The sequence below is a fragment of the Terribacillus sp. FSL K6-0262 genome, assembly GCF_037977385.1.
Lineage (GTDB): Bacteria > Bacillota > Bacilli > Bacillales > Amphibacillaceae > Terribacillus.
In genome coordinates, this window is sequence record NZ_CP150277.1 from 3,059,906 (window position 1) to 3,074,738 (window position 14,833).

Genomic DNA, 14,833 nt, shown 5'->3' on the forward strand with positions numbered 1-14,833 from the left:
GTGATTTTGATTGGTAGAGACGAACAGACGAAATCAGCAGCATGTGCGGAATTTCTCGATCATTGCCCACATCGATCACGGGAAGTCGACACTGGCTGACCGTATTCTGGAAAAGACGAAAGCTCTTACTGCGCGCGAGATGAAGGCGCAGTATTTGGATGCAATGGATCTGGAAAGGGAGCGCGGCATCACGATCAAGCTGAATGCGGTGCAGCTTCAGTATGAACGGGAAAATGGCGAGACATATATATTCCATTTGATAGATACACCAGGGCATGTCGATTTTACATATGAGGTATCCCGGAGCTTGGCAGCCTGCGAGGGAGCAATCCTGGTAGTGGATGCTGCCCAGGGAATCGAAGCTCAGACATTGGCCAATGTCTATTTGGCAATGGATAATGACCTGGAAATCATCCCGGTCATCAATAAGATCGATTTACCGAGTGCCGATCCCGAGAGGGTCAAGCAGGAAATCGAGGATGTCATCGGTATCGATGCAAGTGATGCAATTTTGGCATCCGCCAAAGCCGGAATAGGTATAGAAGAAATCCTTGAGGCGATCGTGGATCGTATCCCGCCGCCAAAAGGTGATGCGGAAGAACCGTTGAAAGCATTGATTTTCGACTCTTTGTATGATTCTTACCGCGGAGTCGTGGCTTATACTTGTATCAAGGAAGGCTCGGTCAAAGTAGGCGATAAAATCCGCATGATGGCGACAGGAAAAGAATTCGAAGTCAATGAAGTCGGTGTCTTCAATCCGGCACCGGTCAAAAAGGACGAGCTGGTCGTCGGGGACGTCGGTTATTTGACGGCTTCCATCAAAAATGTAAGTGATACGCGGGTCGGGGATACCATCACATTGGCTGATAATCCTGCCAGTGAGGCACTGCCGGGATATCGCCGATTGAATCCGATGGTTTATTGCGGTTTATTCCCGGTCGATGCGAACAAATACAATGACTTGAGGGAAGCACTCGAACGTCTCGAGCTGAATGACAGTTCGTTGCAATACGAAGCGGAGACATCCCAGGCGCTGGGCTTTGGATTCCGCTGTGGTTTCCTTGGTCTGCTGCATATGGAAATCATCCAGGAGCGGATCGAACGTGAATTCAATATCGATTTGATCACGACAGCACCAAGTGTTATCTACAACGTCGTCATGAATGACGGCAGCGAGATCCGAGTCGACAACCCTGCAGCTTTACCGGATGCGCAATCACGTGCGGAAGTGCAGGAGCCATACGTCAAAGCTACGATCATGGTACCGAATGATTATGTCGGTACGGTCATGGAGCTATGCCAGAAGAAACGCGGCGATTTCCAGGACATGCAGTATTTGGACGATGTCCGTGTGAATGTCGTCTACGAAATTCCGCTTTCCGAAATCGTGTACGACTTCTTCGATCAGCTGAAATCCCAAACCAAAGGGTATGCAAGCTTCGATTATGAGCTGGTAGGCTATAAGGCATCCGACCTGCAGAAAATGGATATCCTTCTGAATGGCGACACGATAGATGCATTATCCTTCATCGTACACCGTGATTTTGCTTTCGAACGCGGTAAAGCGATTGTTGAAAAGCTGAAGACACTTATACCTCGTCAGCAGTTCGAAGTACCGGTACAGGCTGCAATCGGAAATAAGATCATTGCCCGGTCCAATATCAAAGCGATGAGAAAAAACGTCCTGTCCAAATGTTATGGCGGGGACATTTCGCGTAAACGTAAATTGCTTGAGAAACAAAAAGAAGGTAAGAAGCGCATGAAGATGGTCGGTTCCGTGGAAGTGCCGCAGGAAGCATTCATGGCCATCCTGCAGATGGACGACGAATAAAAAAACAGACAACCCTTGTCCTTATCCGGCAAGGGTTTGTCATTGCGGAAGGAGGCTGCATGATGAACGAAGTGAAATCCGCGTATATCCATATACCGTTTTGTGAACAGCTCTGCCACTATTGTGATTTTACGAAGTTTTTTTACCGGGAAGATAGTGCAGATGAATATGTGGAAGCCTTGAGGAAAGAAATAGAGCACTACATCCCGAGCAGACAGCAAATGAATACGATATTTGTCGGTGGGGGCACGCCGACTGCCCTTAACATGCGGCAGCTTGAGCATGTCTTGAAAAGTGTCGACCGAGCGTTTGATGTACATGCATCCAAGGAATATACTTTTGAGGCCAATCCTGGCGATCTGACATTGGAGAAAGCGAAGCTGCTGAGAGCGTATGGTGTGGATCGCATCTCCCTTGGTGTCCAGGTGTTTGATGATCGATTGTTAGAGGCAATCGGCAGGGTCCATCGGGTGAAGCATGTATATGAAAGCCTTGACCTGCTTAAACAGGCTGGTTTTGACAATATCAGCATCGACTTGATTTATGCGCTCCCAGGACAGACTTTGGAGCAATTTGGACATACTGTGGAAGAGGCTTTGCAATTCGATTTGCCGCATTATTCCTCTTACTCGCTGCAAATCGAGCCAAAGACGGTCTTTTATCAGCGTTACAAAAAAGGGACACTGAAGAAAGCACCGGAAGAATTGGAAGCCAGCATGTACAACCTGCTGCGTGACCAAATGAAGGCGCATGGCAGACAGCAGTACGAGGTAAGCAATTTTGCGTTTCCAGGCAAGGAAAGCCAGCATAATCTGGCGTATTGGAATAATGACTTTTATTACGGCCTTGGCGCTGGGGCGCATGGCTATTTGCCAGGCCGTCGTATCATCAACATCCGCCCGCTGCCTGCTTATTTGAAGCAAGCTAATGAAAATGGCATACCTGTGCTGCATGAGGAGCCTATCGGCCGCAAAGAGCGTATCGAGGAAGAGCTATTCCTTGGCTTGCGGAAAAAATCAGGGGTGAGTAAAGCTGCATTCCTTCAAAAATTCGGTGTGGAGCTTGCCGATGTGTACCGAAAGCCGCTCGATTTGTTGATTGCCAAAGGATGGCTGATAGAAGATGACGCTCATGTTGCCATGACGGAAGATGGTTTCTTATTTGGAAATGATGTATTCCAGGAGTTCCTTTTGGACGAAGAACCAGCAAGCATTTCGAATTGACAATTTTAATAGGCTTTGTTACCTTATATGTATATTTAGCACTCGCCAAACAAGAGTGCTAATCGAGGTGATGATCATGCTGACAGAAAGACAGCTGCGTATCCTTCAGGTCATAGTCGATGATTTCATTGAAACAGCGCAGCCAATCGGCTCGCGTGCTATCTCCAATAAGCAGGATGTTGCCTATAGTGCGGCGACGATCCGTAATGATATGGCTGAACTGGAGCAGCTTGGCTTGATTGAAAAGACGCATACCTCCTCTGGAAGGGTTCCTTCCGAACGAGGCTATCGTTTCTACGTGGATCATCTACTGACACCATTTCATTTGACGCAAGAGGATACGACAGCAATCAAACAGACATTCTCTGCGAATATTCGGGAGATGGAGGAAATCGTCCAGCAGTCTGCAGCACTGTTATCGGAGCTGACCAACTATACGAGTATCATACTCGGACCCGAAATGCTGGAGACGAAGCTGAAGCATATCCAGATTCTGACTTTATCGGATTTCAGTGCGGTGATGATCCTTGTGACAGACACTGGGCATGTGGAACACAAATCTTTCCGTATACCAGATGGAATGGATCATGGCGAAATGGAAAAGGTAGTGAATATCCTCAACGACCGCTTGGCCGGTGTGCCGCTTATGATGGTGCCCGGCAGGCTGAAGGCGGAAGTGCAGGATTTGCTCAAACGGCATACTGTGCATTATGAGACTATCTTTGCTTATCTGCGTTCCTTCATGGAAACAGAGCAGCCGCTCAAACTTTATTTCGGCGGAAAGACGAATATCCTGATGCAGCCTGATTTTCAGGACTTGAATAAGCTGCGTACCCTTTATACGATGATTGAAGAAGAAGGTGAAATGATAGCCGATCTTCTCAAGGGGGAGCAAGATGGCCTGCATGTTTCCATCGGAACGGAAAACAAGCTGGATGCGCTGCAGGATTGCAGCTTTGTGACAGCGAGTTATACAGCTGATGGCACGCATATGGGGACTGTGGCCCTGCTGGGACCCACCAGGATGGAATATTCCCGTGTGATGTCGCTGATGCATGTTTTATCGAAGAAACTGACAAGTGCATATCAGGACTGGCAGAAATGAGTTGAATATGGCTTGCTCTTTCGGCAAGCCTTTCATATAAGAGATGTTTTTCAGGAGGTGACCATCATGGCGAATGAAGAAAAAGAAAAAGTGAATGAAACCGAAGAGCAGGAAGCTGTCGAGGCAGAAGTGATCGATCAAGCTCCGGCTGAGGAATCCGAAACCAACGATGAAGGCAGTGAAAAACTAGTCCAGCTCGAACAGGAGAAAAACGAAATTTATGAGCGTCTTCTTCGTGTGCAGGCTGAGTATGACAATTTCCGCAAGCGTACGCAGAAGGAAAAAGAAGCTGCCAGCAAATATAGATCCCAAGATTTGGCGGAAGCCTTGCTTCCGGTTGTCGATAATTTGGATCGCGCCCTTCAGACTGTCCAGGATGAAGAGGCGAATAAAGGTTTTGTCGATGGTATCCGCATGGTACATCGCCAGCTATTAGAAGCTTTCGACAAACAAGGCATTGAAACAATCGAAACAGTCGGACAGCCTTTCGATCCGCATTTGCACCAAGCAGTCATGCAGGTGGAAAATGACGAATACGAACCGAATACGGTCGTACAGGAACTGCAAAAGGGCTATAAGCTGAAAGACCGTGTCATCCGGCCGGCTATGGTTCAAGTGAATCAATAAAGCACTACATATGCTTTGAAGGAGGAAAAATACAAAATGGGTAAAATCATTGGTATTGACTTAGGTACAACAAACTCTTGTGTATCCGTAATGGAAGGGGGAGAAGCGCGCGTCATCCCGAATCCGGAAGGCAACCGTACAACTCCATCCGTCGTAGCTTTCAAAAATGGGGAAAGACAAATCGGTGAAGTGGCGAAGCGTCAGGCAATCACGAACCCGAACACGATCCAATCCATCAAACGTCATATGGGTACGGATTACAAAGTGGAAATCGAGGGTAAAGCCTACACACCTCAAGAAATTTCTGCAATCATCCTGCAGTACATCAAATCCTTCGCTGAAGATTATCTAGGCGAAACTGTGGATAAAGCAGTCATCACGGTTCCTGCATACTTCAACGATGCAGAGCGCCAAGCAACGAAAGATGCTGGTAAGATTGCCGGTCTTGAAGTGGAACGTATCATCAACGAGCCGACAGCGGCAGCACTTGCATATGGTATCAATACAGAAGAAGATCAAACAATCCTTGTTTATGACCTTGGTGGGGGTACTTTCGACGTTTCCATCCTGGATATCGGCGATGGCACATTCGAAGTGGTTTCCACTGCTGGTGACAACCGTCTTGGCGGTGATGACTTCGACCAAGTGATCATCGATCATCTTGTGGCTGAATTCAAGAAAGAAAACGGCATCGACCTTTCCAAAGATAAAATGGCAATGCAGCGTTTGAAAGATGCAGCAGAAAAAGCGAAGAAGGATCTTTCCGGTGTCACGCAGACACAGATTTCCCTTCCGTTCATCACTGCCGGTGCAGAAGGTCCGCTTCACTTGGAGCTTTCTCTATCCCGTGCGAAATTCGATGAGCTTTCAGCTGATTTGGTAGAACGTACAATGGGACCTACTCGTCAAGCACTTCGCGATGCTGATCTTTCTGCCAGCGAAATTGACAAAGTCATCCTGGTCGGTGGTTCCACTCGTATTCCGGCTGTTGTGGAAGCAATCAAAAAAGAAACTGGCAAAGAGCCTTCTAAAGGCGTCAACCCGGATGAAGTGGTTGCACTTGGTGCTGCAATCCAGGGCGGTGTCTTGCAGGGTGATGTCAAAGACGTCGTGCTTCTTGACGTAACACCGCTTTCCTTGGGTATCGAAACAATGGGCGGCGTGTTCACGAAATTGATCGAACGCAACACGACAATCCCGACAAGCGCATCCCAAGTATTCTCTACAGCTGCTGACAATCAGCCTTCTGTAGACATCCACGTACTTCAAGGGGAACGTGAGATGGCAGCGGACAACAAAACGCTCGGCCGCTTCCAATTGTCCGATATTCCGCCGGCACCACGCGGTGTACCGCAAATCGAAGTAAGCTTCGATATCGACTCGAACGGTATCGTAAACGTACGTGCAAAAGATCTTGGCACAAACAAAGAGCAATCCATCACAATCAAATCTTCCTCAGGTCTTTCTGACGAAGAAGTGGAAAAAATGGTTAAAGAAGCGGAAGAAAACGCAGAAGAAGATAAAAAACGCCGCGAAGAAGTAGATCTTCGCAATGAAGCAGATCAGCTTATCTTCCAAACAGACAAAACGCTGAAAGACTTGGCTGACAATGTCTCCGAAGAAGATAAACAAAAAGCTGAAACAGCAAAAGAAGAACTGAAAAAAGCATTGGAAGGTTCCGACATCGAAGATATCAAAGCGAAGAAGGACGCACTTTCCGAGCAAGTTCAAGCTTTGTCTGTAAAATTGTATGAGCAAGCAGCACAGGCTCAGCAAGCACAAGGCGCAGAAAAAGCGGACGATGATGTCGTGGATGCTGATTTCTCAGAAGTGAACGACGACGATAAAAAATAAGCTTATATGCAATAATTAGTGACACCCGACAAGTCAAAGCCTGCTCTCCAGCGGCTTTGACTTGTTACATGTTAAGAGCATTTGATGCCTGTACGGCTTAATGGTATGATAAAATTTATGTAAAAGAGAGAGTCGGGAGAGTGATTGTCAGTGAGTAAGCGGGATTACTACGATGTGCTCGGTGTCGGAAAAGACGCTTCCAAGGAAGAAATCAAAAAAGCATATCGTAAACTTGCGCGCAAATACCACCCAGATGTGAACAAGGCTGAAGATGCAGCCGATAAGTTCAAGGAAGCAAAAGAAGCATATGAAGTGCTCGGAAATGAACAAAAGCGTGCCCAGTACGATCAATTCGGCCATGCTGGTCCGCAGAGCCAGGGCTTCGGTGGTGCCGGAGCACAGGATTTTGGCGGATTTGGCGACATTTTCGATATGTTCTTTGGCGGTGGTGCGCGGCGCCAGGATCCGAATGCACCCCGTCAAGGTGCGGATTTGCAATATACCATGACGCTTAAGTTTGAAGAAGCGATCTTTGGGAAAGAAACAGATATCGAGATACCGAAGGAAGAAGAATGTGATACATGCCATGGTTCAGGGGCAAAGCCAGGCACCCAGCCGAAAACTTGTACACACTGTAACGGAAGCGGCCAGCTCAATGTGGAACAGAACACACCGTTCGGCCGCGTAGTGAATCGACGTGTATGTAATACATGTAACGGAACAGGTAAGATCATTCCGGATAAATGTAATACATGCGGTGGGTCCGGCCGAGTGCGCAAACGCAATAAAATCCACATCAAAATCCCTGCAGGTATTGACGATGGCCAGCAGATCCGTGTGTCAGGAAAAGGGGAAGCCGGTGTCAACGGAGGGCCTCCGGGAGATTTGTATGTAGTCATCCAAGTGCGCAGCCATGAGTTCTTTGACCGCGATGGCGACAATATTTATTGTGAAATGCCGATAACGTTCGCTCAGGCTGCGCTCGGGGATGAATTGGAAGTACCGACAGTCCACGGGGCAGTGAAGCTTAAAATCCCTGCCGGCACCCAGACTGGCCGGACATTCCGTCTCAAGGGCAAGGGTTCGCCGAATGTTCGCGGATATGGTCAAGGGGATCAGCATGTCAAAATCCGCGTCGTGACACCGACGAACTTGACCGACCGCCAGAAGGAGCTCCTGCGCGAATTGAACGATATCAGCGGGAACGACCCGGCTGATGAGCAGCATGACAACATCTTTACACGTATGAAACGTGCGTTCAAGGGTGAGTTTTAATAAAAGGAGTGAACGAGTGCGTGAAATGGGCAGAGCTGTGTATCCATACGACAAATGAAGCGATCGAGCCGATTTCGAATATCCTGCATGAAGCAGGGGCTAGCGGTGTCGTGATCCAGGACCCGGAGGATCTGGTAAAAGATCATAAAACGACATTTGGTGAAATCTACGAACTGAACCCGGACGATTATCCGGCAGAAGGCATTTTCATCAAGGCATATTTGCCTTTGAACAGTTTCCTGAATGAATCGGTGAATGAAATCAAGGCTGCAATATCCAATCTGAGCGAATACCAGATTGATATAGGTGCCAATGAAGTATCAGTCAGTGAAGTGGATGAAGAAGATTGGTCCACTGCCTGGAAAAAATATTACAAGCCTGTGAAGATCTCAGAAAAGTTCACTATCATCCCGACATGGGAAGATTATACACCGGTTGCAAGTGATGAAGTGATCATGGAACTCGACCCTGGGATGGCTTTTGGGACGGGAACACATCCGACGACTGTATTGAGTGTCCAGGCGATCGAACGTTTTGTGAAAAAAGGCGACATCGTCATCGATGTGGGATCTGGTTCCGGGGTCCTTAGCATTGCTGCAGTTCTGCTTGGTGCAGAGCATGTACATGCATTCGATCTGGATGAAGTCGCGGTGAACAGTACGAAAATCAATGCAGAACTCAACCAAGCTGCCGACCGCATCACTGCCCGGCCGAATAACTTGCTTGAAGGCGTGGAGGTGGAAGCGGATGTCATCGTCTCGAATATCCTGGCTGAAATCATCCTGAAATTCACAGATGATGCTTATAAATTGATCAAACCAGGCGGTCTGTTCATTACAAGCGGCATTATCAGCCAAAAGAAAAATGAAGTGAAAGAGGCCTTGACAGCTTCGGGTTTTGATATTGTCGAAGTAAATGAAATGGAAGATTGGGTCGCCATCATTGCAAAGAAGAAATAAGGCAGAGGTGAAAGGATGCAGCGCTATTTCGTAGAAGCTGCCAATTGGCAGGATGACCGGATTATGCTGGACGGACAGGATGCGCATCATATCAATCGCGTGATGCGGATGAAGCCAGGCGATGAAATCATCTGTGTCGATCCAAAGGGGCGTGCAGCAATATGCAAGATCGCTGAGCTGTCATCGGAACATGTCACTGTCTGCGTTTCTGAAAATGTCGACAATGATACGGAAATGCCGGTAACAGTAACAATTGCCCAGGGTCTGCCAAAAGGCGATAAACTGGAATGGATCGTGCAGAAGGGAACGGAATTGGGAGCGGCTGGATTCATTCCTTTCCAAGCTGCCAGGTCCGTTGTAAAATGGGATGAGAAAAAGAAAGACAAAAAGCGGATCAGGCTTGAAAAAATAGCCAAAGAAGCAGCGGAGCAGTCCAGTCGCCTGAGCATTCCGGCAGTCGAAGATGTGCAATCCTTTCAAGAGCTGCTTGACAGCAGCGATACATATAAGCATAAATTGTTCGCTTATGAGGAAGCGGCAAAAGGATTGAAGGCAGAACCGCTTCGTTCCGTATTTGAGCGTATTTCGCCATCAGACAATGTGCTTGTCGTAATTGGGCCAGAGGGCGGATTCAGTGATTCAGAAGCAGATGCGCTTCGGAACGCAGGTTTTGCACCTATAAGGCTTGGGCCTCGTATTTTGCGCACCGAAACCGCTCCCTTGTATATGTTGGCTAGTCTATCGTACCATTTTGAAGAATGAGGTGTTTTTTCATGCCTACAGTGGCATTCCATACATTAGGTTGTAAAGTGAACCATTATGAGACGGAAGGTATTTGGCAGAAGTTCAAGGCCCAAGGCTATGAGCGGGTCGATTTTGACCATCAGTCCGATGTTTATGTCATCAATACGTGTACCGTCACCAATACAGGTGATAAAAAAAGCCGCCAGATCATCCGGCGGGCAGTACGTAAAAATCCTGACGGGGTCATTTGCGTCACAGGCTGTTATGCGCAGACTTCACCTGGTGAAATCATGGAGATTCCGGGAGTCGACATCGTGGTAGGCACGCAAGGCCGTGATAAGATGATCGAGCATATCGAGGAGTTCAAGAAGACCAAGGAACCGATCAATGGCGTTTCCAACATCATGAAGAATCGCGTCTTCGAGGAAATGGATGTGCCCGCTTTCACCGATCGCACCCGTGCGTCCTTGAAGATACAAGAAGGCTGCAATAATTTCTGTACCTTCTGTATCATTCCTTGGTCCCGTGGGCTTCTGCGTTCCCGTAAGCCGGAGGACGTGATGAAGCAAGCACAGCAGCTGGTGGACGCCGGCTATAAGGAAATCGTCCTTACCGGGATCCATACAGCAGGCTATGGGGAAGACATGCAGGATTACAATTTCGCAAAATTGCTTCGCGAATTGGAAACGAATGTCCGCGGACTGAAAAGGATCCGGATTTCATCCATTGAAGCAAGTCAGATTACGGATGAGGTCATCCAAGTGCTGGATGAATCGGAAAAGATAGTCCGTCATCTGCATATACCGCTCCAGTCCGGTTCGGATTCCGTCTTGAAACGGATGCGCCGTAAATACTCAACTGACTTTTACCGCAGCAAGATCGAAAAAGTCAAGAAAGCTTTACCTGACCTTGCCATTACCAGTGACGTGATCGTAGGCTTCCCAGGAGAGACAGAAGAGGAATTCATGGAAACGTACCGTTTCATACAGGAAATCGGCTATAGCGAACTCCATGTCTTCCCTTATTCGAAGCGTACCGGGACACCTGCTGCGCGTATGGCTGATCAAGTCGATGAAGAAATCAAGAATGAGCGTGTGCACCGCTTGATCACGCTTTCCGATCAGCAAGCAAAAGAATATGCATCACGCTTCGAGAATGAAGTGCTCGAAGTCATTCCGGAAGAACTGTATGATGAAAAAGAATCCGATTCTTTGTATGTCGGATATACGGATAACTATTTGAAGGTGAAATTCGAGGCAACACCGGATATGATCGGGAAGATCGTGCGTGTGAAATTGACAAAAGCCGGCTATCCGTATAACGAAGGTCAATTCGTCCGTGTCATGGATGACGCAGAAGCAAGTGTCACTATCTAAATTGATTACAAAAGGAGTCATCTCTCTTGGAAAATATCGCAGCATATATTGATCACACATTATTAAAGCCGGATGCAACAAAGGAACAGATCGATGTGATCGTCAAGGAAGCGGCCACGCATAAATTTGCTTCTGTCTGTGTTAATCCGTACTGGGTATCTCATTGCGCACAGCAGCTTAAAGATACGGGTGTGAAGGTTTGCACCGTCATCGGATTCCCGCTTGGTGCATCCACAACTGCAGTCAAAGCTTTGGAAACAAAGGATGCGATTGAGAAAGGTGCAGGGGAGATCGATATGGTCATCAACATCGGCGCTTTGAAGTCAGGCGATTTGGCGACTGTGGAGGAGGATATCCGTGCAGTAGTCCAAGCAGCTGCAGGAGTATTGACAAAAGTGATCATCGAAACCTCCTTGCTTACCGAGGAAGAAAAAGTGACTGCATGTGAACTTGCAGTCAAAGCCGGAGCCGATTTCGTCAAAACCTCAACCGGTTTTTCCGGCGGCGGTGCAACAGTGGAAGATATCCGTCTGATGCGCAAGACTGTCGGACCTGAAATCGGAGTGAAGGCTTCCGGCGGTGTACGCGACCGGGAAGCGACACTTGCCATGATCGAAGCAGGTGCTACCCGTATCGGTGCAAGTGCCGGTGTCCAGATCATCAAGGGACAGGCAGGCAGCAGCGATTATTGATTAAGTTATTTGTGAAAGGTGCAGGTTTCTGCACCTTTCTATTGACCAGGTTTTAGCATTATATTATAATGAGCAAAGACATATGCAGCAGTGCATATGAGATAGCACATTGTTGTATGCTTCGGAGGGAGGGAAATTAGCATGTCAAACACTACTCGCGTTCGCAAAAACGAGTCTCTTGAAGATGCTCTTCGTCGCTTTAAGCGCACAGTTTCTAAAAGCGGTACTCTATCTGAATACCGTAAGCGTGAATTTTACGAAAAACCTAGTGTACGTCGCAAGAAAAAATCTGAGGCGGCTAGAAAGCGTAAGTAAGCAAAGAGGGTGCAAAGAGATATGTCATTAACAGAACGTCTGAACCAGGATATGAAGACTGCGATGAAAGCAAAGGATAAGGAGACGCTCAGCGTCATCCGTATGGTGAAAGCCGCCCTGCAGAATGAAGCAATTCGTACTGGTAATGACACGCTGTCAGAAGATGAAGAACTTACCGTTTTATCCCGTGAGGTAAAACAACGAAAAGATTCCCTCCAAGAATTCCAAGAAGCTGGACGCGATGATCTTGTTCAGAAGCTTGAAGCGGAGCTTCAGGTTCTGAATGATTATTTGCCGGAACAGCTTTCGGAAGAAGAACTTGAAGACATTATTAAACAGACCATCGCGGAAGTAGGCGCTACTTCCAAGAAAGATATGGGCTCAGTGATGGGCGCTGTCATGCCGAAAGTAAAAGGCAAAACCGATGGATCTTTAGTTAATAAAATCGTGAATAAGCACTTGTCTTAACTGATAGTCATATGAATATCTGAAGCGAAAATCCCAATCATCATCTGATTGGGATTTTCGCTTTTTTATTGATATATAATAATAAAATGAAACCTTTTCTGTAATCAGGCGTATAGGTTACTGTACATAACAACTTAGACGAAATCAGTTGGTCAGGAGGATTCACATGCTGCACTATATCACGCTCCCGAGCCTTCAAACGGCAGTGCATGCCTTCAGCGATACCATGCAAGCGTGGATCACTTCCCCAGTCGTCGTAACCCTCCTTCTTTGTATAGCCTTTGCTGGTTTGGCGGTCGAGATGTTCACTCCTGGCTTTGGGGCGGGCGGAATACTCGGTATCGCTGCCGGAGGTATTTTTCTATATGGCCACATTGCAGGAGGGCTGGCAACAGGTACGGACATCCTGCTACTGACGGCCGCCATCCTTTTACTTGTCCTGGAATTATTCGTACCCGGCGGGATAATGGGCATACTGGGGATGATCGGGCTGCTTTGGGCTTTATTCCGCATGGCAGCTGACAGGACCGATATGATGCTCAGCGTCAGTATCGCATTTGTGGTTACCATATTGGCCCTCATCTATGTCATTCGCATTGTAGGCTTCGAAAAAGGCATGTTCAAGCCAATGATCCTCCAAGAAACACTCCATTCTGATACGCTCCCGAATGTGCCTGCCTTTATCGGTCAGCGTGGTCTGGCTAAAACGCCGCTGCGTCCAACCGGAATGGCCGAAATCAAGGGCATGGAAATGGATGTGATCACGGAGGGAAGGTATGTTGCCAAAGGATCGGAAATAGTTGTTATCCGTACAGAAGGCAGAAAAATCGTCGTCGCTTCCGTGACGAATGAGGAGGAAAAAGAATGAGTCAAGATATTCTTGTACCGATTATCATTGCTGCAGTCATTTTGATCGCATTGATTATCCTATTTACTTTCGTACCAGTGGCTTTATGGATCAGTGCCCTGGCAGCTGGTGTGCGCATCAGCATCTTCACATTGGTCGGGATGCGTTTGAGACGTGTTATCCCATCCCGTGTCATCAGTCCTTTGATCAAGGCTCATAAAGCTGGTCTCCAGGTTGATACAAACCAGCTGGAAAGCCACTATCTGGCTGGCGGTAATGTTGACCGTGTCGTCAATGCGCTGATTGCGGCCCATCGCGCCAATATCGAATTATCATTCGAACGCGCAGCGGCAATCGACCTTGCTGGCCGGGATGTGCTGGAAGCCGTGCAAATGAGTGTCAACCCGAAAGTAATCGAGACGCCTTTCATCTCTGGTGTGGCGATCGATGGTATCGAGGTGAAGGCAAAAGCCCGAATCACAGTACGTGCCAACATCGACCGCTTGGTCGGTGGTGCCGGAGAAGATACAATCATCGCCCGTGTCGGCGAGGGGATCGTCAGTACCATCGGTAGTTCCGAAAACCATAGCAATGTACTGGAGAATCCAGATAAGATATCCCATAACGTGTTAGAGCGCGGATTGGATTCCGGGACTGCGTTCGAGATACTTTCCATCGATATTGCCGATATTGATATCGGTAAAAACATCGGTGCGATCCTTCAGACGGATCAAGCCGAGGCAGATAAGAATATCGCCCAGGCAAAAGCCGAAGAACGACGCGCCATGGCCGTTGCGCAGGAGCAGGAGAACCTAGCGCGCGTACAGGAAATGCGGGCCAAGGTAGTGGAAGCGGAAGCGGATGTACCGCTGGCGCTCGCAGAAGCGCTGCGTTCCGGAAACATGGGTGTGATGGATTATATGAACTATCAGAATATCAATGCTGATACGACAATGCGTGACAGCATCGGCGGCATCTCGCAAGGCGATAAAGATGAGGATGAGCTTTAAGTTCTAGAAAGGTGGCAGGAGCATGTTTGACATTCTGCAATTTCTCGTACCATTAGCAGTCGCTGCCATTGCTTTCTTCATTAATGCAGCCGGAAAAAAAGGCGGAAATGAAAAGGATCCAAGACGGACGCAGCCCCCAGTGAAAAATTGGCGGGAGAAGCAGCCGCGCAAGAGCCCTCGTCCGCAGCAGAAGCAGCAGGCGAAGGCTCCAGAGCTGGCCAAATCGGATCAGAAAGTGGATGACTTGAGGGACCAAGTCAAAGAGGCGATGGAACAAGTGGTCGCAGTGCAGGGCGCCTCTTCCGCCCGTCAGCAGGAGAAAGACCAATCGAAGGCCGAACCGATCAAGCTGAAACGGCCGACAAGCAGACAATTGGCCGAACAAGTGGTATGGTCGGAAATACTGGGAGAACCACGCGCAAAAAAACCGCATCGCATTTATAGTAAGCGAGTCCGTTGATGGACTCGCTTTTTTTTTCGTTCAATGGACTGTTCTTACTTTCTGCC

General features: G+C 48.0%; 15 protein-coding genes. All 15 read left to right on the forward strand.

Going from position 1 to position 14,833, the window contains the following annotated elements:
- Positions 1-10 precede the first annotated feature (10 nt).
- Positions 11-1,831, forward strand: a complete 1,821-nt coding sequence (lepA, locus tag MHI54_RS15680) for a translation elongation factor 4 (protein ID WP_095215466.1) — start codon at positions 11-13, stop codon at positions 1,829-1,831.
- 62 nt (positions 1,832-1,893) lie between these two features.
- On the forward strand, positions 1,894-3,054 hold the full coding sequence (gene hemW / locus MHI54_RS15685) for a radical SAM family heme chaperone HemW (protein WP_340082007.1): 1,161 nt from the start codon (positions 1,894-1,896) through the stop codon (positions 3,052-3,054).
- A 76-nt stretch (positions 3,055-3,130) separates the two neighbouring features.
- Positions 3,131-4,159 (forward strand): heat-inducible transcriptional repressor HrcA, encoded by a 1,029-nt coding sequence (gene hrcA / locus MHI54_RS15690; RefSeq protein WP_095215563.1) that lies wholly within the window; start codon positions 3,131-3,133, stop codon positions 4,157-4,159.
- Between the two features lie 66 nt (positions 4,160-4,225).
- A complete protein-coding gene (gene grpE, locus MHI54_RS15695) occupies positions 4,226-4,786 on the forward strand; it encodes a nucleotide exchange factor GrpE (RefSeq protein WP_095215464.1) in 561 nt (186 codons plus the stop codon).
- Between the two features lie 36 nt (positions 4,787-4,822).
- A complete protein-coding gene (gene dnaK / locus MHI54_RS15700) occupies positions 4,823-6,640 on the forward strand; it encodes a molecular chaperone DnaK (protein ID WP_095215463.1) in 1,818 nt (605 codons plus the stop codon).
- A gap of 150 nt (positions 6,641-6,790) precedes the next feature.
- Positions 6,791-7,915, forward strand: a complete 1,125-nt coding sequence (gene dnaJ / locus MHI54_RS15705; RefSeq protein WP_340082008.1) for a molecular chaperone DnaJ — start codon at positions 6,791-6,793, stop codon at positions 7,913-7,915.
- Positions 7,916-7,935: 20 nt separating this feature from the next.
- On the forward strand, positions 7,936-8,874 hold the full coding sequence (gene prmA, locus MHI54_RS15710; RefSeq protein WP_095215461.1) for a 50S ribosomal protein L11 methyltransferase: 939 nt from the start codon (positions 7,936-7,938) through the stop codon (positions 8,872-8,874).
- Between the two features lie 15 nt (positions 8,875-8,889).
- The gene (locus MHI54_RS15715) at positions 8,890-9,636 is read left to right on the forward strand and encodes a 16S rRNA (uracil(1498)-N(3))-methyltransferase (protein WP_095215460.1); all 747 of its coding nucleotides are present in this window, start codon (positions 8,890-8,892) and stop codon (positions 9,634-9,636) included.
- An 11-nt stretch (positions 9,637-9,647) separates the two neighbouring features.
- A complete protein-coding gene (gene mtaB / locus MHI54_RS15720; protein ID WP_095215459.1) occupies positions 9,648-10,994 on the forward strand; it encodes a tRNA (N(6)-L-threonylcarbamoyladenosine(37)-C(2))-methylthiotransferase MtaB in 1,347 nt (448 codons plus the stop codon).
- A 26-nt stretch (positions 10,995-11,020) separates the two neighbouring features.
- Positions 11,021-11,686, forward strand: a complete 666-nt coding sequence (gene deoC, locus MHI54_RS15725; RefSeq protein WP_340082009.1) for a deoxyribose-phosphate aldolase — start codon at positions 11,021-11,023, stop codon at positions 11,684-11,686.
- 141 nt (positions 11,687-11,827) lie between these two features.
- Positions 11,828-12,001, forward strand: coding sequence for a 30S ribosomal protein S21 (gene rpsU / locus MHI54_RS15730; protein ID WP_077308578.1), 174 nt, complete (start codon positions 11,828-11,830; stop codon positions 11,999-12,001).
- Positions 12,002-12,022: 21 nt separating this feature from the next.
- On the forward strand, positions 12,023-12,469 hold the full coding sequence (locus MHI54_RS15735; protein WP_095215457.1) for a GatB/YqeY domain-containing protein: 447 nt from the start codon (positions 12,023-12,025) through the stop codon (positions 12,467-12,469).
- A 166-nt stretch (positions 12,470-12,635) separates the two neighbouring features.
- Positions 12,636-13,337 carry an NfeD family protein gene (locus MHI54_RS15740; RefSeq protein WP_095215456.1) on the forward strand — a complete coding sequence of 234 codons (702 nt, stop codon included), beginning with the start codon at positions 12,636-12,638 and terminating at the stop codon, positions 13,335-13,337.
- Positions 13,334-14,326 carry a flotillin-like protein FloA gene (gene floA, locus MHI54_RS15745; RefSeq protein WP_095215455.1) on the forward strand — a complete coding sequence of 331 codons (993 nt, stop codon included), beginning with the start codon at positions 13,334-13,336 and terminating at the stop codon, positions 14,324-14,326. Before MHI54_RS15740 ends, floA begins: the two co-directional genes overlap by 4 nt.
- Before the next feature lie 22 nt (positions 14,327-14,348).
- On the forward strand, positions 14,349-14,786 hold the full coding sequence (locus MHI54_RS15750) for a hypothetical protein (protein WP_095215454.1): 438 nt from the start codon (positions 14,349-14,351) through the stop codon (positions 14,784-14,786).
- Positions 14,787-14,833: the final 47 nt, after the last annotated feature.

Coding starts and splice junctions, on each gene's coding strand:
- hemW (WP_340082007.1), top strand. CDS start 1,894: ATGAACGAAGTGAAATCCGCGTATATCCATATACCGTTTTGTGAACAG.
- hrcA (WP_095215563.1), top strand. CDS start 3,131: ATGCTGACAGAAAGACAGCTGCGTATCCTTCAGGTCATAGTCGATGAT.
- grpE (WP_095215464.1), top strand. CDS start 4,226: ATGGCGAATGAAGAAAAAGAAAAAGTGAATGAAACCGAAGAGCAGGAA.
- dnaK (WP_095215463.1), top strand. CDS start 4,823: ATGGGTAAAATCATTGGTATTGACTTAGGTACAACAAACTCTTGTGTA.
- MHI54_RS15715 (WP_095215460.1), top strand. CDS start 8,890: ATGCAGCGCTATTTCGTAGAAGCTGCCAATTGGCAGGATGACCGGATT.
- mtaB (WP_095215459.1), top strand. CDS start 9,648: ATGCCTACAGTGGCATTCCATACATTAGGTTGTAAAGTGAACCATTAT.
- rpsU (WP_077308578.1), top strand. CDS start 11,828: ATGTCAAACACTACTCGCGTTCGCAAAAACGAGTCTCTTGAAGATGCT.
- MHI54_RS15735 (WP_095215457.1), top strand. CDS start 12,023: ATGTCATTAACAGAACGTCTGAACCAGGATATGAAGACTGCGATGAAA.
- MHI54_RS15740 (WP_095215456.1), top strand. CDS start 12,636: ATGCTGCACTATATCACGCTCCCGAGCCTTCAAACGGCAGTGCATGCC.
- floA (WP_095215455.1), top strand. CDS start 13,334: ATGAGTCAAGATATTCTTGTACCGATTATCATTGCTGCAGTCATTTTG.
- MHI54_RS15750 (WP_095215454.1), top strand. CDS start 14,349: ATGTTTGACATTCTGCAATTTCTCGTACCATTAGCAGTCGCTGCCATT.